The sequence below is a fragment of the Nonomuraea sp. NPDC001684 genome, assembly GCF_053596515.1.
The window spans coordinates 1-20,054 of the sequence record NZ_JBSFGJ010000146.1 but is presented as its reverse complement, the minus strand read 5'-3'; the positions used below and the strand labels follow the sequence as shown (position 1 = coordinate 20,054).

At 71.3% G+C, this 20,054-nt stretch carries 18 protein-coding genes and 3 pseudogenes; 9 read left to right on the top strand and 12 right to left on the bottom strand.

What is annotated here, in order from left to right; genetic code table 11:
• From ACWCSD_RS24750 to ACWCSD_RS24730, 5 genes and pseudogenes are all read right to left on the bottom strand, one after another.
• A pseudogene (locus tag ACWCSD_RS24750) lies at nucleotides 1-230 on the bottom strand (gfo/Idh/MocA family oxidoreductase); the annotation flags it as partial.
• 10 nt (nucleotides 231-240) lie between these two features.
• Nucleotides 241-1,515 carry an ABC transporter substrate-binding protein gene (locus ACWCSD_RS24745; RefSeq protein WP_449918206.1) on the bottom strand — a complete coding sequence of 425 codons (1,275 nt, stop codon included), beginning with the start codon at nucleotides 1,513-1,515 and terminating at the stop codon, nucleotides 241-243.
• Nucleotides 1,516-1,560: 45 nt separating this feature from the next.
• Nucleotides 1,561-2,427, bottom strand: coding sequence for a carbohydrate ABC transporter permease (locus tag ACWCSD_RS24740; RefSeq protein WP_352319678.1), 867 nt, complete (start codon nucleotides 2,425-2,427; stop codon nucleotides 1,561-1,563).
• The gene (locus ACWCSD_RS24735) at nucleotides 2,411-3,370 is read right to left on the bottom strand and encodes a carbohydrate ABC transporter permease (protein WP_358283207.1); all 960 of its coding nucleotides are present in this window, start codon (nucleotides 3,368-3,370) and stop codon (nucleotides 2,411-2,413) included. The genes ACWCSD_RS24740 and ACWCSD_RS24735 overlap by 17 nt, the downstream gene beginning before the upstream one ends.
• A 206-nt stretch (nucleotides 3,371-3,576) precedes the next feature.
• On the bottom strand, nucleotides 3,577-4,530 hold the full coding sequence (locus ACWCSD_RS24730; RefSeq protein ID WP_449918202.1) for a LacI family DNA-binding transcriptional regulator: 954 nt from the start codon (nucleotides 4,528-4,530) through the stop codon (nucleotides 3,577-3,579).
• A gap of 192 nt (nucleotides 4,531-4,722) precedes the next feature.
• Between ACWCSD_RS24730 and ACWCSD_RS24725 the strand changes: the two genes are divergently transcribed.
• The 5 genes from ACWCSD_RS24725 to ACWCSD_RS24705 all read left to right on the top strand — a co-directional run bounded on the left by ACWCSD_RS24725 (nucleotide 4,723) and on the right by ACWCSD_RS24705 (nucleotide 10,555).
• Nucleotides 4,723-5,613 carry an NAD-dependent epimerase/dehydratase family protein gene (locus ACWCSD_RS24725; protein WP_449918199.1) on the top strand — a complete coding sequence of 297 codons (891 nt, stop codon included), beginning with the start codon at nucleotides 4,723-4,725 and terminating at the stop codon, nucleotides 5,611-5,613.
• The gene (locus tag ACWCSD_RS24720; RefSeq protein WP_449918197.1) at nucleotides 5,610-6,482 is read left to right on the top strand and encodes a 5-dehydro-4-deoxyglucarate dehydratase; all 873 of its coding nucleotides are present in this window, start codon (nucleotides 5,610-5,612) and stop codon (nucleotides 6,480-6,482) included. The genes ACWCSD_RS24725 and ACWCSD_RS24720 overlap by 4 nt, the downstream gene beginning before the upstream one ends.
• Complete coding sequence (locus tag ACWCSD_RS24715; RefSeq protein ID WP_397162367.1) at nucleotides 6,479-7,528, top strand: mandelate racemase/muconate lactonizing enzyme family protein; 1,050 nt, start codon at nucleotides 6,479-6,481, stop codon at nucleotides 7,526-7,528. Before ACWCSD_RS24720 ends, ACWCSD_RS24715 begins: the two co-directional genes overlap by 4 nt.
• Nucleotides 7,519-9,486: a DUF6807 family protein gene (locus ACWCSD_RS24710; RefSeq protein ID WP_449918194.1), complete on the top strand. Its 1,968-nt coding sequence runs from the start codon at nucleotides 7,519-7,521 to the stop codon at nucleotides 9,484-9,486. Before ACWCSD_RS24715 ends, ACWCSD_RS24710 begins: the two co-directional genes overlap by 10 nt.
• Nucleotides 9,487-9,559: 73 nt before the next feature.
• Nucleotides 9,560-10,555, top strand: coding sequence for an acyltransferase family protein (locus tag ACWCSD_RS24705; RefSeq protein ID WP_397162365.1), 996 nt, complete (start codon nucleotides 9,560-9,562; stop codon nucleotides 10,553-10,555).
• Between the two features lie 447 nt (nucleotides 10,556-11,002).
• On the opposite strand, the pseudogene ACWCSD_RS24700 reads toward ACWCSD_RS24705, so the two are convergent.
• Nucleotides 11,003-11,179 (bottom strand): annotated as a pseudogene (locus ACWCSD_RS24700) (TetR family transcriptional regulator); the annotation flags it as partial.
• Nucleotides 11,180-11,247: 68 nt separating this feature from the next.
• Here ACWCSD_RS24700 and ACWCSD_RS24695 point away from each other — a divergent pair.
• Nucleotides 11,248-12,471, top strand: a complete 1,224-nt coding sequence (locus ACWCSD_RS24695) for an acyl-CoA dehydrogenase family protein (RefSeq protein WP_397162364.1) — start codon at nucleotides 11,248-11,250, stop codon at nucleotides 12,469-12,471.
• Here the strand turns inward: ACWCSD_RS24695 and ACWCSD_RS24690 are convergent.
• The 5 genes from ACWCSD_RS24690 to ACWCSD_RS24670 form a co-directional block, all read right to left on the bottom strand.
• Nucleotides 12,466-13,227 carry a polyphosphate polymerase domain-containing protein gene (locus ACWCSD_RS24690; RefSeq protein WP_449918191.1) on the bottom strand — a complete coding sequence of 254 codons (762 nt, stop codon included), beginning with the start codon at nucleotides 13,225-13,227 and terminating at the stop codon, nucleotides 12,466-12,468. The genes ACWCSD_RS24695 and ACWCSD_RS24690 overlap by 6 nt on opposite strands.
• A complete protein-coding gene (locus tag ACWCSD_RS24685; protein WP_357991601.1) occupies nucleotides 13,224-13,754 on the bottom strand; it encodes a DUF4956 domain-containing protein in 531 nt (176 codons plus the stop codon). The genes ACWCSD_RS24690 and ACWCSD_RS24685 overlap by 4 nt, the downstream gene beginning before the upstream one ends.
• An 87-nt stretch (nucleotides 13,755-13,841) precedes the next feature.
• Entirely contained in the window at nucleotides 13,842-14,504 is a 663-nt protein-coding gene (locus ACWCSD_RS24680) for a response regulator transcription factor (protein ID WP_387668312.1), read from the bottom strand.
• Nucleotides 14,501-15,898, bottom strand: coding sequence for a sensor histidine kinase (locus ACWCSD_RS24675; RefSeq protein WP_397215176.1), 1,398 nt, complete (start codon nucleotides 15,896-15,898; stop codon nucleotides 14,501-14,503). The genes ACWCSD_RS24680 and ACWCSD_RS24675 overlap by 4 nt, the downstream gene beginning before the upstream one ends.
• Before the next feature lie 12 nt (nucleotides 15,899-15,910).
• Complete coding sequence (locus ACWCSD_RS24670; RefSeq protein WP_449918188.1) at nucleotides 15,911-16,246, bottom strand: hypothetical protein; 336 nt, start codon at nucleotides 16,244-16,246, stop codon at nucleotides 15,911-15,913.
• 129 nt (nucleotides 16,247-16,375) lie between these two features.
• Here ACWCSD_RS24670 and ACWCSD_RS24665 point away from each other — a divergent pair, with 129 nt between their 5' ends.
• From ACWCSD_RS24665 to ACWCSD_RS24655, 3 genes are all read left to right on the top strand, one after another.
• On the top strand, nucleotides 16,376-17,173 hold the full coding sequence (locus ACWCSD_RS24665) for an SDR family oxidoreductase (RefSeq protein WP_449918186.1): 798 nt from the start codon (nucleotides 16,376-16,378) through the stop codon (nucleotides 17,171-17,173).
• Nucleotides 17,174-17,350: 177 nt separating this feature from the next.
• On the top strand, nucleotides 17,351-18,184 hold the full coding sequence (locus tag ACWCSD_RS24660; RefSeq protein WP_449918183.1) for an SCO6745 family protein: 834 nt from the start codon (nucleotides 17,351-17,353) through the stop codon (nucleotides 18,182-18,184).
• Nucleotides 18,185-18,299: 115 nt separating this feature from the next.
• Nucleotides 18,300-19,151, top strand: coding sequence for an SDR family oxidoreductase (locus ACWCSD_RS24655; RefSeq protein ID WP_397162357.1), 852 nt, complete (start codon nucleotides 18,300-18,302; stop codon nucleotides 19,149-19,151).
• Nucleotides 19,152-19,160: 9 nt separating this feature from the next.
• Here ACWCSD_RS24655 and ACWCSD_RS24650 read toward each other — a convergent pair.
• Nucleotides 19,161-19,970, bottom strand: a pseudogene (locus ACWCSD_RS24650) (phosphomethylpyrimidine synthase ThiC); the annotation flags it as partial.
• Nucleotides 19,971-20,054: the final 84 nt, after the last annotated feature.

Genomic DNA, 20,054 nt, shown 5'->3' with positions numbered 1-20,054 from the left:
GCGGCGTCCACGGTCGCGACCACGACCGCGTCGGCGAGTTCGAGCACCTTGCCGAACTCGGCGGGGGCGAAGCACGGCACCTCGTGGCCGATCCGCTCGGCGTAGTAGTCCATGCGGGTCCGGTTGGTGTCGCACAGGGCGACGATCGTGCCGGTGTCGCGCCACTCGCCGAGCAGCGCGTCGACGTACAGCTGCGCGCGGTGCCCGAGCCCGACGAACGCGTACCTCATGGTCGTCCTCTCAGCCGCCGAGGGCGGCGTTGGCCTCGGTCAGGAACTTCTGGGCGGCGACGTCGGGGGCCATCCGGCCGAAGATGACCTCCTCGGTGTACCGCTTGAGCATGTCCTCCAGGGCGCTGGCGCCCTTCGGCGGCGCGGCGGGCGGGTCGGCCAGCTCGCCCTTGATGGAGTCGACGAACTGCAGCGTCTTCTGGTCCGCGGGCGGCAGCTTGTCCTTGACCGCGGCCAGGACCTTCGAGCTGGCGGGCAGGCCGCGGTCGCTGAGGATGATCCCGCCGACCTCGGCGTCGTTGATCATGAAGTCGATGAACTTGGCGGCCTCGGCGGCGTGCTCGCTCTTGGCGGAGGCGGTGTAGAACATCGCCGGCTGGAGGAACATGCCGCCGGTGGTGGCGCCCTCCGCCTTGGGCAGGCGCAGCAGGCTCATCTCCTTGCCCGACGCCTTGGCGACCGCGCCGAGCTGGTTGCTCCACCACATGCCGGACGCGCCGGTGTTGGTGGCCAGCAGCGACTGGTCCACGCTGGTCGCGCCGACCTCGGCGGTCTTGGCGGCGTCGGGGCTGCCCTTGGCCTTGATCGTGTCCAGCATGACCTGCCACCAGGCCACGATCGTCTCCGGCGTGACGGCGATCTTGTTGCCCTGGTAGAAGGGCTCGCCGCGCTGGGCGGCGAAGATCTGCAGGAAGGCGGGGTTCCAGTTGAGCTGGGTGCCGTAGACCGTGCCGCCGCCCTTGGCGGTGATCTTCGAGCTGAGGTCGACGTAGTCCTTCCACGTCCACTTCGTGTCGTCGGGCACCTTCTGCCCGGCCGACTCCACCAGGGCCGGGTTGAGCACCACCGAGAAGACGTTCGCGCCGGTGGGCACGGCGAACTGCTTGCCGTCGATGCCGCCGGTGCCGAGCAGCTTGGGGTCGATGTCGGCGGTCTGGACCTTGCCGGTCAGGTCGGCCAGCGTGCCGCGGTCGGCGTACTCGCGAAGGCCGCGGATCTCCAGGGTGATGACGTCCGGGGCGTCGCTCGCGGCGACCTTCGTGGACAGCGTCTCGTAGTAGTTGGCGAAGTCGGAGAACTCGCCCTCGACGTCGATGCCCGGGTTCTTGGCCTCGAACTTCTTGATGGCCTCCTCGGTCATCTTCTGCCGCGCGTCGCTGCCCCAGTAGGAGAAGCGCAGCTTGACCTTTCCGCCGTCGTCGCCGCCGCTGCCGCAGGCCGCGGTGACCGCCAGCACGGCGGTGGCGAGCAGGGCCGCCGACCACGTCTTCTTGCCAGAGCTCACGGCTCTACCTCCTGTGGGATTCGTCTGTGTCGGGGGGTGGGGGAACTACTTCAGTCCCGTGGTGGCCACACCACGGATCAGGTACTTCTGGCCGGCCAGGAAGAAGCCGAAGATGGGCCCGAGCGCGACGATCGACATGGCGAACATCGGGCCCCACGACGAGTCGCTGCTGGCGTCGAGGAAGGTGCGCAGCGCCACCGGAGCGGTGAAGTTGTCCGGGTTGTTGAGGTAGAGGAGCTGGCTGAGGAAGTCGTTCCACGTCCAGATGAAGGTGAAGATCGCCGTCGTGGCCAGCGCCGGGGTGCAGAGCGGGATGATCACCCTGATGAAGGTGCGCCAGTAGCCGGCGCCGTCGATCTCGGCGGCCTCGTCCAGCTCCCTGGGGAGCGAGCGGATGAACTGCACCATCAGGAACACGAAGAACGCGTCCGTGGCCAGCACCTTCGGCATGACCAGCGGCCAGATCGTGTTGATCAGCCCGAGCTTGGAGAACATGACGTACTGCGGCACGATCAGCACGTGGTGCGGCAGCATGATCGTGCCCAGCATGAGGGTGAACCACAGCTTCTTGAGCGGGAAGTTCAGCCGGGCGAAGGCGTAGGCGGCCAGCGAGCAGGCCACCAGGTTCGCCACCACCGACAGCACGGTGATCACCGCGGAGTTCCACAGGTAGTAGCCGAAGGGGTGCTTCAGCGCGGTCCAGCCCTCGGTGTAGTTCTCCAGCGTGACCTCGCTCGGCCACAGGCCGGGCTGCCGGAAGATCAGCTCCTCGGGCTTGAGCGAGCTGGAGATCATCCACAGCAGTGGATAGAGCATGACCAGGCCGAACCCGATCAGCAGCACGTGCTTGACCACCCGGCCGCCCCTGAGCGGGCGGAACAGGACGGGCAGCGGCCTACTTGGTGTCGCCATAGAAGACCCAATACTTGGACGCGAGGAAGTTCACCCCGGTGAGGCCGGCGATGATGAGCAGCAGGACCCACGCCATGGCGGCCGCGTAGCCCATGTCGAAGCTCTTGAAGCCCTTGAGGTAGAGGTAGAGCGTGTTGAACATCGTGGAGTCGGCCGGCCCGCCCGAGCCGCCGCTCACGATGAACGACTGCGTGAACGACTGGAACGACTTGATGATCTCCAGCACCAGGTTGAAGAAGATGATCGGCGTCAGCAGCGGCAGCGTGATCGACCGGAACTGGCGGAAGACGCCGGCGCCGTCCACCGCGGCGGCCTCGTAGTAGCTGGCGGGGATCTGCCGCAGCCCGGCCAGGAAGATGATCATCGGGGCGCCGAACGTCCAGACGTGCAGGATGATCAGCGTGCCGAGGGCGGTGTCGGGGTCGCTGACCCAGCCGGGCCCCTGGATCCCGAAGACCGCCAGCACGGCGTTGACCAGGCCCTCGGCCCCGAAGACCTTGCGCCACAGGATCGCGATCGCCACGCTGCCGCCCAGCAGCGAGGGCAGGTAGAAGATCGACCGGTAGAGCGACAGGCCGCGCAGCCCGCGGTCGAGCACCAGGGCCAGCGCGAGCGCGAAGGCCAGTTGCAGCGGCACGGAGACGACCACGTAGATCGTCGTCACCTTCAGCGAGTTCAGGTAACGGGCATCCTCGGTGAACATCTTGACGTAGTTGTCGAACCCGACCCACTTGGCCTCCTCCAGGAGGTTGTAGTCGGTGAACGACAGGTAGAGCGAGGCGACGATGGGACCGATCGTGATGACGAGCAGACCGGCGAACCAGGGTGCCAGGAACAGGTAGGCGGCCCGCGCCTCGCGGCGGGAACGTCTGGACGCGCGACGGTCTCCCCGCTCGGGCGGGGTCGCGGCGTCCGGGAGTCTCACCGCCACCGAGTCAGCCATGACGGAACTCATTCGTCATCACGGACCTTCCGGCGAGATGTGAATGGATAGCGCTTTCCTATAGCTGCCGGGAAAGTTCCGTCAACCCTTTGCAGGCGTTACATCGCCGTTATCGATATATCGACACCGTATTTTCCCTGGTGACAAGCGCTTACCGCGCAGAGGTAGGACGAATATTGCTGCGATTTAGTACAACCGTTTGCAGGTCATCGGGGCGGCGCCGTCGACTCCCGCACCACCAGCCGGGTCTCCAGCGAGGTCGTGGCGCTCACCTCCTGGATCAGCAGGTCGACCGCCAGCCGCCCGGCCGCCGCGGTGGGCATCGCGACCGTGGTGAGCTTGGGCCGGTTCAGCCGCCCCGGCACGATGTCGTCGATGCCCACCACGCTGACGTCCTCCGGCACGCTCAGCCCGAGCTCGCCCAGCCCCTCGACCAGGCCGATCGCCATGAGGTCGTTGTAGGCGAGCACCCCGGTCACCCCGGCCTCGCGCACCGCGGACGCGGCGGCCAGTCCGCCCTGCTCGGTGGGCGAGTTCGGCCCGAGGACGACCAGCTCGACGCCCGGCACCCGCTCGGCGGCCGTCCGGATCTCGCCGCTCGTCCAGGAACCCGCCGGGCCGGACAGCAGCGCCACGCCGCGGTGCCCGAGCCCGGCCAGGTGCTCGACCGCCAGTCGCGCGCCGTGCCCGACGTCCATCAGCACCGTGGCCGCGCCGCGCAGCCGCCGGTTGACCACCACGAGCGGCACCCGCTCGGCCAGCCGCTCCAGCACCTTGTTCGACGAGCGCGGGCTGCACAGGACCACGCCGTCCACCTGCTTGGAGAACGCCTGGACCAGCTCCTCCTCGGCGGCCGGCTCCTCGTCGGTGTCGGCCACGAACAGGTGGTAGTCGCGCTGCCGGGCCGCGGCGTGCGCGGCCTTGATCAGCGGCGGGAAGAACGGGTTGGCGATGTCGGCCACGATCAGGCCCAGGTTGTGGGTACGCCCGGTCGTGAGCGCCCTGGCCGCCCTGTTGGGCCGGTATCCCAGCTCCTCGGCCACCGTCAGCACTCTGGTCCGGGTCGCGGCGTTCACCATGTGCGGCGCGGAGAACGTCCGCGACACGGTCGATACGTGCACACCGGAAGCGCGGGCCACATCACGAATCGTCACTGTCACAGCCACCCACCCTAACGCAACCGCTTGCAGGCATGATGGTCACGATGAAAGCGCTTGCCGATCGATCGGCCATGGACCGCTCATATGTTTGCCCAGCTAGATGGCATGGTCGAAAATCGGCTCTTGACGCCTCGCCCTGCCTGGCCCATAGGTTTGGTGCAACTGTTTGCAGTCCTGAAGGAGTCCCCCACGGTGAGCAGAGTGCTCGTCACCGGCAGCGCCGGACGCCTCGGCCGCAGCGTCGTCACCACGCTCGCCGCCGCCGGGCACGAGGTGATCGGCGTGGACCAGGCCCCCGGCACGCCGGTCGAGGCCGCCGCGACGTCACCGGCCGACCTCACCGACACCGGCCAGGCGTACGAGGTCGTCGCCCGCTTCCGGCCGGAGTCGGTGATCCATCTGGCGGCCATCGCGACGCCGTTCAGCCGGCCGGAGTCAGTGATCTTCCAGGTGAACACCCGGCTCGCGTTCAACGTCTGCGCGGCCTCGGTGGACCTGGGCGTGGCCGGCGTGGTGGTGGCCAGCAGCCCCACGGTGATCGGGTACGGCGCGCCCGGCGGCTGGCGGCCGTCGTACCTGCCGATCGACGAGGAGCACCCGGCGCTGCCCTGGAACGCCTACAACCTGTCCAAACTGGTGGCCGAGCAGACCATGCGGACGTTCGCGCGGGCGGGCCGGACGAGGATGGCGGCCGTCCGGCCGTGCTTCGTCATCCCGCCCGAGGAGTGGGCGGGCGCGCCCACGCAGTCGGGGCACACCGTCAGGGAGCGGCTCGACCAGCCGGAGATCGGCGGTGTCTCGCTGTTCAACTACCTCGACGCGCGCGACGCGGGCGAGCTGTTCGCCGTGCTGGTCGCGGCGCTGCCCGAGCTGCCGGTCGGCGAGGTCTTCTTCGCCGGCGCGGCCGACGCCCTGGCCAGGGAGCCGCTGGCCGACCTGCTCCCGCAGGCCGTGCCGGGCACCGAGGAGCTGGCGGCGGCCCTCACCGGCACCGCTCCCGCCTTCTCCACGGACAAGGCCCGCCGCCTGCTCGGCTGGGAGCCCAAGCGAAGCTGGCGAACCGAACTCAAGGAATCCGAATGAATCTCAGCGGTGTGCTGTTCTTCCCCGTCACCCCCTTCGACGCCGACGGCGCGCTCGCCGAGCAGGTGCTGGCCGAGCACATCCGGCGCGGCATGGCGCACCGCCCCGGCGGCGTGTTCGTGGCCTGCGGCACCGGCGAGTTCTCCGCGCTGTCGGAGGCGGAGCACGCGCGGGCCGTCCGGGTGGCGGCCGAGGTGGTGGACGGGCGGGTGCCGGTGTTCGCCGGGGCGGGCGGCCCGATCGGCGCGGCGTTGAACCAGGCGCGGGCGGCCCGCGCGGCCGGCGCCGACGGCCTGCTGCTCATGCCTCCGTACCTGACGCAGGGGCCGGCGAGCGGCTTCGCCGCGTACGTGGCCGCCGTCGCCGCCGAGCTGCCGGTGATCGTCTACCAGCGCGGCCCGGTCGTCCTCGACCCGGACGCCGTGGTCGAGCTGGCCGGCGTGCCCGGCGTGATCGGGCTCAAGGACGGGCTCGGCGACATCGACCGGATGCAGCGGACCGTCCTCGCGGTCCGCGAGAAGCACCCGGACTTCCTGTTCTTCAACGGCCTGCCGACCGCCGAACTGACCATGCCCGCCTACCGCGGCATCGGCGTCGACCTGTACTCCAGCGCGGTCTTCGCCTTCGCCCCCGAGATCGCCGTGGCGTACCTGAACGGCGACGAGCGGCTGCTGACCGAGTTCTACGCGCCGCTGGTCCGCCTGCGCGACAAGGCCCCCGGCTACCCGGTGGCCCTGGTCAAGGCCGGCGTACGGCTGCGCGGCCTCGACGTCGGCCCGGTGCGCCCGCCGCTGGTGGACGTGGCCGAGGAGCACCTGGCCGAGCTCGACGCGCTGATCAGGTCCGGGCTCGCCCTGGCGGCCTCGTGATCACCGGCCTGCGCACCGAGCTGCGGACGGTCCCCCTGCCCCGCCCGTGGGGCCCGGACGTGCCCGCCAACCACGTGATCGTCTGCCACGTGACGCTGGCGGACGGCCGCACCGGCACCGGGTTCTCCTGGACTCCGCAGATCGGCGCGCACGCCGTGCACGCCCTGCTGGAGCACGACCTGCGCGAGGCGCTGATCGGCCTGCCCGCCCATCCCGAGCTGGTCTGGGACCGGTTGTGGCGGCACCTGCGCGAGGCCGGTCCCGGCGGGATCACCACGGTCGCGCTGGCCGGGATCGACCTGGCGCTGTGGGACCTGCGCTGCGGCGCGAGCGGCCTGGCCGACGTGCTGGGCCGGCGCCGGGAGCAGGTCCCGGCCTACGGCAGCGGCGTCAACCTGCACTACTCCCTGGAGGAGCTGACCGATCAGGCACGGCGCTGGGTGGCCGCCGGGTACCGCGGCGTCAAGATCAAGGTCGGCCGTCCCGACCTGGCCGACGACGTGGCCCGGGTGGCGGCCGTACGCGAGGTGATCGGGCCCGACCGGCTGCTGATGATCGACGCGAACCAGCGGTGGGACCTGCACCGGGCCCGGCGCGCCCTGTCCGCGCTGCGCGAGTTCGACCTCCACTGGATCGAGGAGCCGCTGCCGGCCGACGACGTGGCCGCGCACGTCGAGCTGCGCCGCTCGACCGACGTGCCGGTCGCGGTGGGCGAGAACGTCTACACCGTCTACGGCTTCCGCGACCTGCTCACCGCGGGGGCCTGCGACGTCGTCCAGCCGAACGTGGTGCGCGTCGGCGGCGTCACGCCGTTCCTGCGGATCGCGGAGCTGGCCAGGGCGTTCGACGTGCCGGTCCATCCGCACCTGCTGGGCGAGGTGTCCGGGCAGCTCGCCCTGGCGCTGCCGCTGCCGCCGCTGGCCGAGGACGTCGAGGACGCCTCGTTCGCCCGCCTGGGGCTGCTGGCCGAGCCGTACCCGGTGCGGATCGAGGACGGCGTGCTGCGCGTCGGCGGCCACGCGGGACTGGGGTTGCGATGGGCGTGAGCACGGACCCCGTGAAGGTCGTCCTGGCGGGGGCGACCGGGCACGGGCGGCATCACCTGGACAACCTGCGCAGGCTCGCGGCCACCGGGCTGGTCGAGCCGGCCGGAATCTGCGACGTGCGGCAGGTGCAGCTCGACGGCGACCCCCTGCCGCAGTCGGCGGACCTGGGCGAGCTCGTCGCCGCCACCGGCGCGGAGATCACGATCGTCTGCACGCCGATCCACACGCACGCCGACCTCGCGGTCACGGCGTTGCGCGCCGGGTCGCACGTGCTGCTGGAGAAGCCGCCCGCGGCCAGCCCCGAGGCGCACGCGCGGATCGCCGCGGCGGTGGCCGAGACCGGGCTGGCCTGCCAGGTCGGCTTCCAGAGCCTCGGCTCGCGGGCGGTCCCGGCGCTGCGGGACCTGATGGCGAGCGGCGCGCTCGGCCGCGTCCGCGGCATCGGCGGCGCGGGCGCGTGGGAGCGGCCCGCGTCGTACTTCACCCGCTCGTCCTGGGCCGGACGGCGCAGGCTGCACGGCGCGGACGTGGTGGACGGCGCGCTCACCAACCCCTTCGCGCACGCCGTCGCGACCGCGCTGGCCCTGGTGGACGGCCCGGTCGAGGCGGTCGAGACCGAGCTGTACCACGCCCATCCGATCGAGGCCGACGACACCTCCTGCCTGCGCGTCCGGATCGCGGGCGGGCCGGTGATCACGATCGCGGTGTCGCTGTGCGCGACCGGCCGCAGCGAGCCGTACCTGGTGGTGCACGGGGAGGCGGGGCGGGCGAGGCTCACGTACACGCTGGACGAGCTGCGGGTCGAGCGGGCCGACGGCTCGGTGGAGACCACCGTGCACGAGCGCGACGGGCTGCTGGAGAACCTCGTCGCGCACATCCGCACGGGGGCCGAGCTGCTCGTCCCGCTCTCCCGCACCGAGACGTTCACCCAGGTCCTGGACGCGGTGCGACTCGCCCCCGAGCCGCTGCCCATCGCCGAACGGCACCAGGTCGTGGAGCGCGACGGCGGCGGCGAGGTCACCCACCGGTACCTGCCCGGCATCGCCGAGCTGATCGCGCGCAGCGCCGCGGAGCTGGCGCTCTACTCCGAGCTCGGCGCGCCGTGGACGAAGGTGGAGCTGCGGGTGGCGGGCGCGCCGGTCGCGGCCTACGAGTGGCGGCCCGACCTGCCCGTCACCGACTCGCCGCGGCCGTACCTGCATCCGGTGCGCACCCTGGGCGGCGTCACCGTCACCGAGGTGCGGCCCGACGACCACGTGCACCACCTCGGCGCCGGCGTGGCGATCGCCGACCTGGGCGGCGCGAACTTCTGGGGCGGCCGCACCTACGTCAGGGGCCGGGGACCGGCCTGGCTGGACGACCACGGCAGGCAACGGCACGTCGCGTTCACCCGGCTGGCCGACGACGGCTTCAGCGAGGAGCTGGAGTGGATCGGCCCCGCCGACCGGCTGATCGCCCGCGAGCGGCGCACGGTCACCGCCCGGCCGGTCGGCGACGCGTGGGCGCTCGATCTCGCGTTCACGCTGACCAACCTCACCGGCTCGCCGCTGGAGGTCAACAGCTCGGCCACCAAGGGCCGGCCCGGCGCGGGCTACGGCGGGTTCTTCTGGCGCGCGCCCGGCGCCTCGACCGGCCGGGTGACCTACCCCGGCGACGAGGAGGCCGTGCACGGCAGCCGGGGCCGCTGGGTGGCCATGGCCGGGACCGGCCCGGACGGGCGGGACTGGACGCTGGTGTTCGTGCAGGCCGGCGGCGACCCCTGGTTCGTGCGGGTGGCGGAGTATCCCGGGGTCGGGCAGGCGCTCGCGTGGGACCGTCCGCTCGTCGTCGAGGACACGCTGACCAGGCGGGTCGTGACGGTCGTGGCCGACGGGCGGCTCGACGGGCCGGCGGTCTCGGCGCTGGCCGCCGCCGTGGAGGCGACGATCGGGGAGACGGCGATCGGGGAGCGCGCGTGACACCCGGTCTTCGGTAAGCCCTCATTCCCGGTTTCCCGGCGGTTCGGCGGGCCGCGGCTAGGGTGCGGAGTCTGTGAACGCACCCGTCATCGCCCGGCCCGCCACCGCCAGGGACCCCTTCTTCGACAACGCGAAGTACCTGGCCATCGTGCTGGTCGTGTGCGGTCACCTGATCGAGGACCAGCGCGACGCGCCGCTCGCCCACGCCCTGTACTTCTACGTGTACGTCTTCCACATGCCGCTGTTCATCGTGCTTAGCGGCTATTTGTCCCGAAATTTCACGTTTTCGGGGGGCAAGGCGCGCAAACTCCTCTCCACCCTCGCCGTCCCCTACCTGATCTTCGAGCTGGCCTACTCGCTCCCCCGCCCGATCCTGTACGGCGAGTTCGAGCTGAGCCTGCTCGACCCGTACTACCTCACCTGGTTCCTGCTCTCGCTGTTCCTGTGGCGGTTGTCCACGCCGGTGTGGCAGCAGCTCAAGTGGCCGCTCGCGGTCGCGGTCGCGCTGTCGCTGCTGACCGGGCTCGACCGGTTGCCCGGCGAGCTGGCCATGAACCGCACGTTCGCGCTGCTGCCCTTCTACGTGCTCGGCCTGATGGTGCGGCCCGAGCACTTCGCCCTGCTGCGGCGGCCCTCCATGCGGCTGGCCGGGTTCTGCGTGCTGGGGCTGGGGCTCGCGGTCGCGCTGCTGGTGCACGAGCGGGTGCCGACCGAGTGGATCAGGTGGCGGCACTCCAACGCGGCCATCGGCGTGGACGACCTCACCGGCACCGCGATCAGGCTGGGGCTGCTGGCGGCGGGGGCGGTGCTGGTGGCCGCGTTCCTGGCGGTCACCCCGGCCCGGCGCACCTGGTTCAGCGGGCTGGGCTCGGCCACCATGTACGCGTACCTGCTGCACGGGTTCGTGGTGAAGGGCGCCGAGCGGCTCGGCCTGGGGCTGCCGCTGTCACTCCTGCTGGGCGTCCTGACCGCCACCCTGCTGTGCACGCCCTGGGTGCGCGGGCTGTTCCGCTGGGCCGTCGAGCCCCGGATGACCTGGGCCTTCACCCCGCTCCGCCGTCCCGCCTGACTCGTGCCTGAGCAGCCGCAGCGCGCCCCTGGACAGCGCGACCAGGATGTCGGCGCACTCGTCCAGGTCGGGGTATCGGCCTTCCAGGTGGCCCATGGCCAGGGCGTTCGTGGCCGCGTTGACGCCCTCGGCGATCATCTCCAGGCGGCGCCGGTCCCGTTCGTCGCCGGCCGTGTAGCCGAGCGCGGCCAGGTCGGCCGCGTGGTGCTCGCGGTAGGCCGCGGCCGTACGGGCGGCGAAGTCGCGCAGCGAGGAGGACGGGTCGTGCCGCGCGCGCAGCTGGATGCGCAGCAGCTCGGGGTGGCGGCAGATCGCCTCCAGCGGGATGCGGAAGGTGTCGCGGTGGCGTTCGAGGTCGCCGGGCGCCTCGCGGGCCCTGCGCCGGGCCTCCCGCATCGCGCCGCGCAGCCGGTCGCCGCCCTCCTCCGCGAGCACCAGCAGCAGCTCCTGCATGTCCTTGAAGTGCACGTAGAAGCTGGACTGCGCGATGCCGGCGGCCTTGGCGACCTTGCCGGTCGTCAGGCCGGTCTCGCCCTCCTCGTCGAGGATGGTCAGGGCGGCCTCGATCAGCCTGCGCCGGGTCAGGTCCTTCGCCTCGCTCCTGCTGAGCGGTGTGCTGGTCACGATCGCCTCACGGGACTTGTGTCTGATTTCACCGATAGTACTATCGGTGAAATTGCCGAAGGAGAGTCATGGCCATCGATTTCACTCTCGCCCCCGAGCACGAGGAGATCCGCAAGCGGGTCAGGTCCTTCGTCCAGGAGACCGTGATCCCCGCGATGTCCGGCGTGGAGGAGGGCGACCGGGACGCCTACCTCCGCACGATCTTCGAGCTCCGCCGCCGGGCCAAGGCCGAGGGCCTGTGGCTGCCGCACATGCCGAAGGAGTGGGGCGGCATGGGCCTCGGCCACGTCGAGCTGGCCATGGTGCAGTCGGAGGCGGCCAAGACCCGCATCGGCCCGTGGGTGCTCAACTGCCAGGCCCCCGACGAGGGCAACATGCACACGCTCCTCCACTGGGCGGACGACGAGCAGAAGGAGAAGTACCTGCGGCCGCTGCTGGACGGCGTCCAGATGTCGTGCTTCGCGATGACCGAGCCCGAGGTCGCCGGGTCCGACCCCACCCTGATCCGCACCGAGGCGGTCAAGGACGGCGACGAGTGGGTGATCAACGGCCACAAGTGGTTCATCTCCAACGCCCGCCGGGCGAGCTTCGCCATCCTCATCGCGCGCACCGAGCAGGACGTGCCCGAGGGCTCGCGCGGCGCGAACACGGCCTTCCTGGTGGACCTGCCGAACCCGGGCTGGAAGGACGTGCGCGAGGTCGAGACGATGCACGGCTCGACCGGCCACAGCGAGATCGTGATCGAGGACCTGCGGGTGCCCGACAGCGCGATCCTCGGCGGCCGGGGCAACGGCCACCGGCTGGGCCAGTACCGGCTGGGCCCGGCGCGGCTCGCCCACTGCATGCGGTGGATCTCGCAGGCCGAGACGGCGCTGGACATGATGGTGGACCGGGCGCTCAACCGCTACAGCCACGGCTCGCTGCTGGCCGAGAAGCAGGGCGTGCAGTGGCTGATCGCCGACTCGGCCATGGAGCTCTACCAGTGCAAGCTCATGGTCCTGCACGCCGCCTCGAAGATCGACCGGGGCGAGGACTTCCGTACGGAGGTGTCGATGGCCAAGCATTTCGTGGCGAACAGCCTCAACCGCATCGTCGACCGGGCGATCCAGGTGCACGGCGCGCTCGGCTACTCCACCGACACGCCGCTGGCGAGCATGTTCCAGCACGCCCGCTGGGCCCGCTTCGCCGACGGCGCCGACGAGATCCACCAGATGCGCATCGCCGAGCGCACGATCGCGGCCTACCAGGCGACCGGTTCGACGAGCGCGGCGACCGGCGGCCTGCCGCTATAGCGCGAGATATGCCCGCATGACGGGCTGCCAGCGGTTGGCCGGGACGCCCCGGAGCGCGGCCACCGCCAGGCAGTACTTGCTGACGCTGACCGGCCGCACCCCCAGCCCGCGCAGCACCCGGTCCACCAGCGCCCGCCCGTCGGCCGACTTCGACTCCAGCAGCACCCGGTCGCGGCGGGCGGGCACCCGTCGGCCGCCGTCGTGGCAGAGCAGGCCGGTGTCGCAGGTCAGCCGGGCCTGCCCGGTTCGGTCGACGAGCGTGACCCGCCGGTAGTCGGTGGACAGCACGGGCCCGAGCGCGTCGGGCACGACGACGCTCAGCTCGCTGCTCAGCGTGTCGCCGACGAACTCCATGGCCTCGCTGGTCAGCTCGCCGGCCGCCGCGGCGTCGTACGGGATGCGGTGTTTGTCGGTGTTGCCGCGGGTGCCGTTCAGCTTCAGCTCCAGCCATCGCCCGCCCCCGTCCAGGTACGTGCGGGTGCGCAGCTTGAAACGGCGCCGCCGGTCCTGCCGGTGCTGGCGGAAGGTCAGCAGATCGGGCGTGTCGAAGTAGGTCGAGGTGTAGCGGAACTGGCGCAACGCCCCGATCCGCAGCACCGAGAGCCGGTCGCCCAGCTCGGCCACCAGCTCGGCCATGGCCGGGACGCTGACCACGTACTTGCGGTCCACCCGGCTCATCAGCTCCGGCACGTCGTCCAGCCCGACCGGCGGCAACCCGGCCGCGACGCCCGCCATCAGCGCGCCCGCGTCCCTCATCGGGCCACCTCGGCGATCTGGAAGCGCACGTCCACCACGGTCACGTCGCGCACGTAGTCCACCTGGGTGACGACGCAGTGCAGGACGCGGCCCCGCAACCGGCTCTCCAGGTCGGCCCTGAGCAGCTCGGGGTCGGCGTGCACGACGTCCAGCGTCACGACCTGCTGCCTGGTGCGGCCCAGCAGGCGAGGGTGGTCGGCGACGTGCACGACGGCCAGCAGCACGCCGTCCAGGAGCAGCGCGGTCAGCGGGAGCTGGGAGGCGATGCCGTTCACCAGCCCGAGGACGATCGCCACGAAGTAGTAGGCGATCTCCTGCTGGGTGATCTCGCTGGACCGCAGCCGGATGATCGACAACACCCCGAACAGCCCGAACCCGACCGCCAGGTCCACCCGCTGGACCAGCAGCAGGGAGACCACCGCGAAGATGCCCACGTTCAGCGCCACGTAGGCGAACAGCAGGTCGCGCCGGTGATGTCGCCGGTAGTACAGGCCGTAGGCGAGGACGGTGATCGCCGCCAGGTCCATCGCCAGTCCGGCCGTCACGGTGTCTTGCCCCTCGTTCTCATGTCCACCAGCCTGCGGCTCGCCGGTGAGGGAGCCGTGAGGCGCCCATTAGGCGGCTCTCATCCGGTAGCCGGTGCCGCGCACGGTCTCGATGCGGTCGGGCCCGATCTTCCTGCGCAGGTAGCGGACGTAGACGTCCACGACGTTCGAGCCCGGGTCGAAGTCGAAGCCCCAGACGTGGCTGAGCAGCTGCTCGCGGGTCAGCACCTGGTCGGGATGCCGGCAGAAGATCTCCGCCAGCGCGAACTCCCTGGTGGACAGGTCCACCACGCGGTCGCCGACGTGCGCCCGGCGGGTCCGCAGGTCGAGCGCCAGGTCGCCGACGCGCAGCACGGTCGGCTCGGGCGCGCGGTCGGCCCGCAGCCGCAGCCTGACCCGGGCCAGCAGCTCCTCGAAGGCGAAGGGCTTGGCGATGTAGTCGTCGGCTCCCCCTTCGAGCCCGGCGACCGTGTCGGTCACGCCGCCCCGGGCGGTCAGGATGATCACCGGGATGGCCACCTTCGCCTCCCGCAGCCGCCGCAGCACGGTGAACCCGTCGCTGAGCGGCAGCCCGATGTCGAGCAGTAACAGGTCGAACCCGCCCGAACCGGCCAGGTCGTAGGCCGCGACGCCGTCCGTGACCACGGCCGTGACGAAGCCGTTGCCGCGCAGGCCCTTCTCCAGGAAGGCCGCGATCCTGCTCTCGTCCTCGGCGATCAGGATCCGGTTCATGCCCTGGCCAGCGGCAACGTCATCACGAAACAAGCGCCCCCCGCCGGGACGTCCGCCACTCTCACACCGCCTCCGTGCGCCTCGGCGATCGACCTGACGATCGCCAGCCCCAGTCCTGCCCCGTCGTGCCCGCCCGTACGTCCCGCGCCCCTGACGAACCGGCGGAAGATGCGCTCCCGGTCGGCGGGCGCGACGCCCGGCCCGCTGTCGCGCACCCACAGCTCGGCCCGCCCGTCCCGCACGGCCGATCCGACCGCGATGAGATCGTCGTCCATGGTGTGGCGGACGGCGTTCACCACCAGCTGCATGAGCGCCTGCGTGAGCCGTTGCCGGTCGGCCGGGATCCGCGCCTCGGCCACCTGGTCGACCCGCCACCGCCGGTCGCCCAGCGGCCGGGCCTTGGCCACCACGCTCACCGTCAGGTCGGCCAGCTCGACCTCCTCGACCGCGAGGAAGCCGGGCTGCTCGGCCTTGGCCAGGGTGAGCAGGTCGTCCACGATCCGGTTCATCCGGTCCAGCTCGTCGGTGACCAGGGCGAGGGTCTCCGCCCGTTCGGCCGGGTCGTCCCCCATCAGCTCCAGGTGCCCGCGGATGACCGTGATGGGGGTGCGCAGCTCGTGCCCCGCGTCGTCCACGAACGTGCGCTGGACGGCGAAGGAACGTTCCAAACGGTCGAGCATGTGGTTGAACGTGGCGGCCAGCGCGGCCACGTCGTCGTCGCCGGTCACCTTGAGCCTGCGGGTGAGATCGGCCGAGTCGCTGATCTGCTCGGCCGTCTGGCTCACCAGCCGCACCGGCGCCAGCACCCGCCCCGCCACGAACCAGCCCGCCGCCCCCGCCAGAGCCAGCGCGGCCAGCGCCGACAGCCCGAGCACGCCGACCGCGTCCACGATCTCGCCCCGATGGCGGTCGTAGAAGACGGCGGCGACGAAATGGCCGGGACGGGGGTCGGCCGCCACCCTGACCGGGATGACGGCGTACCTGACCGTGCCCTCGACGCTCTCGGTGTCGCCGTAGGCGGGCCTGGTGGCCGCGGCCAGCACTTTGACCAGCTTCTCGTCGGTGTCGAGCCGGGCCGGGGGCGTGACGGCGGTGATCCGGTCGGCCCTGCCGCCCACCATGGTGAAGAAGGTCTCCCAGCGGTCGGGCGCGTTGATCGCCAGGTAGCCGGTGAGCAGTTCCCGCACGTCGGAGACCGGCCGGCCGGTACGGGGGTCGTGGGCGGTGGCGGCATACCTGCGCAGTTTCTCGGCCTCGTTGGTGAACTCCAGGTTCATCCGGTCGTCCAGGCGGGCGAGCAGGACGGTCCAGGTCGCGAAGATCGAGACCGCCAGGGCCAGGCCGACGACGGCGAGCATCCAGCCCACGATCCGGGCGCGGGCACTCACCCGCATCCGGCTCCCCGCTCAGTCGTCGCCATCGTCTTCGTCGTCATCGTCATCGTCATCGCCGTCATCGTCTTCGCGGTCGTCATCGTCGTCGTCTCCGCCGGTCCAGGCGCGATGGTGGTCGTCGTCGCCATCATCATCGCCGCCTCCGGGCTTCGGCGCGGGCGGCTTGACGGGTTCCGCCTCGGTTCCCGGCGACGTGAACGGCCGTACGTCGCCGGCCGACGTCCCCGGAGAGGTCGAGACCGTGACGGACTCCCCCAGATCGGGCCCGTCGCCGGCCGCCCGTACCCAGCCGGCCGAGAGGAACCCCGCCGCCGTCAGCGCCACGAGAATGAGCATCACGCGTTTCATGAGGTAGAGCGTCTGCCGCGCGGAGGAGACCATCCTGAGGCCAGGATGAGGAACCTCTCATCCCTTCCCATCCAGCCCGTCGTCATTAGAATCATGTTCTGATACCGGCTGGTCGGTCAGGAGGTTTTCATGAGGGTGCGGGACAAGGTGATCGTCGTGACGGGCGCGGCCGGCGGCATCGGACGGGCGATGGCCCTGCGCTTCGCCGCCGAGGGAGCCGCCGGGATCGTGCTGGCCGACCTGGACGAGTCCGGCGCGAGGGCCGTGGCCGACGAGATCGGCGACCGGGTGGTGGCCGTCCGCGCGGACGTCTCCGTCGAGTCCGACGTGGCCGCGCTGGCCGAGCCCACCCCCTTCGGCCCGGTGGACGTGTTCTGCTCCAACGCCGGCATCATCGGCGGCTCCGGCCTCGACGCCCCCCTCCAGGAATGGACCTCCCTGTACGCGGTCAACGTCCTGGCCCACGTGCACGCCGCCCGCGCCGTCATCCCCGGCATGGTCGCCCGCGGCGGCGGCTACCTGCTGAACACCTGCTCGGCGGCCGGGCTGGTGAGCTGCCCCGGCGACGCGCCGTACGCCGTCACGAAGGCCGCGGCCATCGCCTTCGCCGAGTGGGTGGCCATCCACTACGCCGCGCAGGGCATCAAGGTCAGCGTGCTGTGCCCGCAGGGCGTGCGTACCGGGATGCTGGAACGCGGCGTCGAGGAGGACCACCTGACGGCGCGCGCGGTGGGGGCGTCGGGCGCGATCCTCGACCCCGCCGACGTGGCGACCGCCGTGATCGACGGCCTGGCCGCCGAACGGTTCCACATCCTGCCCCACCCCGAGGTGGCCGACTTCTACCGCCGCAAGGCCGAAGCCCCGGACAGATGGCTAGCCGGAATGTCCACCTTCATCACCACCCTCCAATCCCCACCAACCGACTGACCACGAGCCGCCTCCCGCCTCCCGCCTCCCGCCTCCCGCCTCCCGCCTCCCGCCAAGCCGACCGACCACGGGCGGACCCCCTCAAACCGACGGACCACGAGCCGCCCCCTCCCCCGCAAGCGTCCCCACAAGGGGCTCCCCCTCGCCGTCGCCCTTCGCGAAAGGCCCGACCTGACCATGGACCAGCAGCTCACCCGGACCGCCCGCCAAGCCTGGCGCCGCCTGGAACCCGTCCACGGGATGATCTACTTCGTCCCCGAGGCCACCACCCGCTACGCCGCCCTCGGCCTCACCGGCATGTCCGGATATTTCACCTCACGCTCCGCCCCCTTGGGCCCCGCCCCCGCCGACCTCGTCATCGCCACGTTCTACAACTTCAACCCCGACCTCGTACGCCGCTCCCTCCCCTGGGACAAGGTCACCCCCGCCCAGGTCCTGCAAGCCCGCCTCGAAGCCGCCGCCGAAGCGCTCCGCCGGGCCGCCGTCCACGAACTGCCCGACCTCGTCCCCGTACTCACCCTGGCCAGGCGCGCCGCCGAGGCCGCCTGCGACCACCCCCAGGGCCGCCCCCTGTTCGCCGCCCACGCCGCCCTCCCCTGGCCCGACGACCCCGTCCTCCAGCTCTGGCACGCCCAGACCCTCCTGCGCGAGTTCCGCGGCGACGGCCACGTGGCGACGTTGCTGGCCGAGGGCATCACCGGCCTCGAAGCCCTCGTCCTGCACGCGGCCAGCGGCGAGGTCGCCAAGCCGTTCCTCACCCTGAGCCGCGCCTGGCCCCCCGACCAGTGGGCCCACGCCGAGACCACCCTCCGCACCCGCGGCCTCCTGACCGCCGACAACGACCTGACCCCCGAAGGCAAGTCCTTGCGCCACCACCTCGAAACCCGCACCGACACCCTGGCCATGCCCGCCTACGGCGCCCTGGGCGAACCCGACTGCGAACGCCTCGCCACCCTGGCCCGCCCCTTCGGCCGCCGCGTGGTGGACGCCGGCCTCCTCAAGCTCACCTGATCACCTGCGACCGGTTTCCTCCCCGACGGCCGTCACCTGGAGGCCGGACGAGGAGACCACGGATCTGGGCGAAGCATGACGTTACCGATACCCCGTCAGGGGAAGATCGCCGGACATGTCGGAGACACCACCACCCCAGAGCCAGCGGTACCCGGGCCGTACGGACGAGATGTCCCCCGAGCCGCGTGACGAGATGCGCGGCTACGAGGGCAGGGACCTGCTGGCGGGCAAGAAGGCGCTGATCACCGGTGGCGACTCGGGCATCGGCCGGGCGGTGGCGGTGGCGTTCGCCAAGGAGGGCGCGGACGTCGCCATCGCCTACCTCGACGAGCACGACGACGCCAACCACACCCGCGGCCTGGTCGAGCAGGAGGGACGGCGGTGCGTGCTGCTGCCCGGCGACCTGGGCGACCGCGACCACTGCGCGACGGTCGTGGAGCAGGCGGTCTCCGAGCTGGGCGGCCTGGACGTCCTGGTCAACAACGTGGCCTACCAGGCGCCGGTCGACTCCCTGGAGGAGCTGACGGACGAGCAGTGGGAGCACACGTTCGCGGTCAACATCCACAGCTACTACCGCGTCACCAAGGCCGCGCTGCCGCACCTGCGGGAGGGCAGCGCGATCGTGAACACCTCCTCGATCAACGGCCTGCGCGGCAACAAGACCCTCATCGACTACGCCGCGACGAAGGGCGCGATCAACGCCTTCACCTACTCGATGGCCCAGAACCTGGTCGAGCGCGGCATCAGGATCAACGCCGTCGCCCCCGGCCCGGTCTGGACGCCGCTGATCCCGGCCACGATGCCGGAGGAGAAGGTGGCGAAGTTCGGCGCGCAGGTGCCGATGAAGCGGGCCGCCGACCCCGACGAGATCGCCCCTTCGTACGTGTTCTTCGCCGCCGACCGGCTGTCCTCGTACTACACGGGCGAGGTGCTGGCCCCGATCGGCGGCGAGACGCTCCCCGGCTGACCGCGCAGGTCAGAGGTAGATCGAGCCGCCCTTCCCGAGGAACTCGGCCGCCTTGTCGGCCATGCCCGCCCGCACCTCGTGGCTGAGCTTCATCGAGCAGAACTTCGGGCCGCACATCGAGCAGAAGTGCGCGGTCTTGGCGGGCGCGGCCGGCAGGGTCTCGTCGTGGAAGGCGCGGGCGGTGTCCGGGTCGAGCGACAGGTCGAACTGGTCCTCCCAGCGGAACTCGAACCGGGCGTCCGACAGGGCGTCGTCCCACGCCTGGGCCTGCGGGTGTCCTTTGGCCAGGTCCGCCGCGTGCGCCGCGATCTTGTAGGTGATCACGCCGGTCTTGACGTCGTCGCGGTTGGGCAGGCCGAGGTGCTCCTTGGGGGTGACGTAGCAGAGCATGGCGGTGCCGTACCAGGCGATCATGGCGGCGCCGATGCCCGAGGTGATGTGGTCGTAGCCGGGGGCGATGTCGGTGACGAGCGGGCCGAGGGTGTAGAAGGGCACGTCGTCGCAGAGCTCGCGCTGCAGGTCGACGTTCTCCTTGATCTTGTGCATGGGCACGTGGCCGGGGCCCTCGATCATGACCTGCACGTCGTGCGCGTGCGCGATCTTGGTCAGTTCGCCCAGGGTGCGCAGCTCGGCGAACTGGGCCTCGTCGTTGGCGTCCGCGATCGAGCCGGGGCGCAGCCCGTCGCCCAGCGAGAACGTCACGTCGTAGCGGGCCAGCAGGGCGCACATCTCGTCGAAGTGCTCGTACAGGAAGCTCTCGCGGTGGTGGGCCAGGCACCAGGCGGCCATGATCGAGCCCCCGCGCGAGACGATCCCGGTCTTGCCCCCGGATCCAGCAGCCGGGCCTTCAGCGCCACCACGCCGCCCCACACGCAGAGCAGGCAGAACAGGTGCACACCGGCG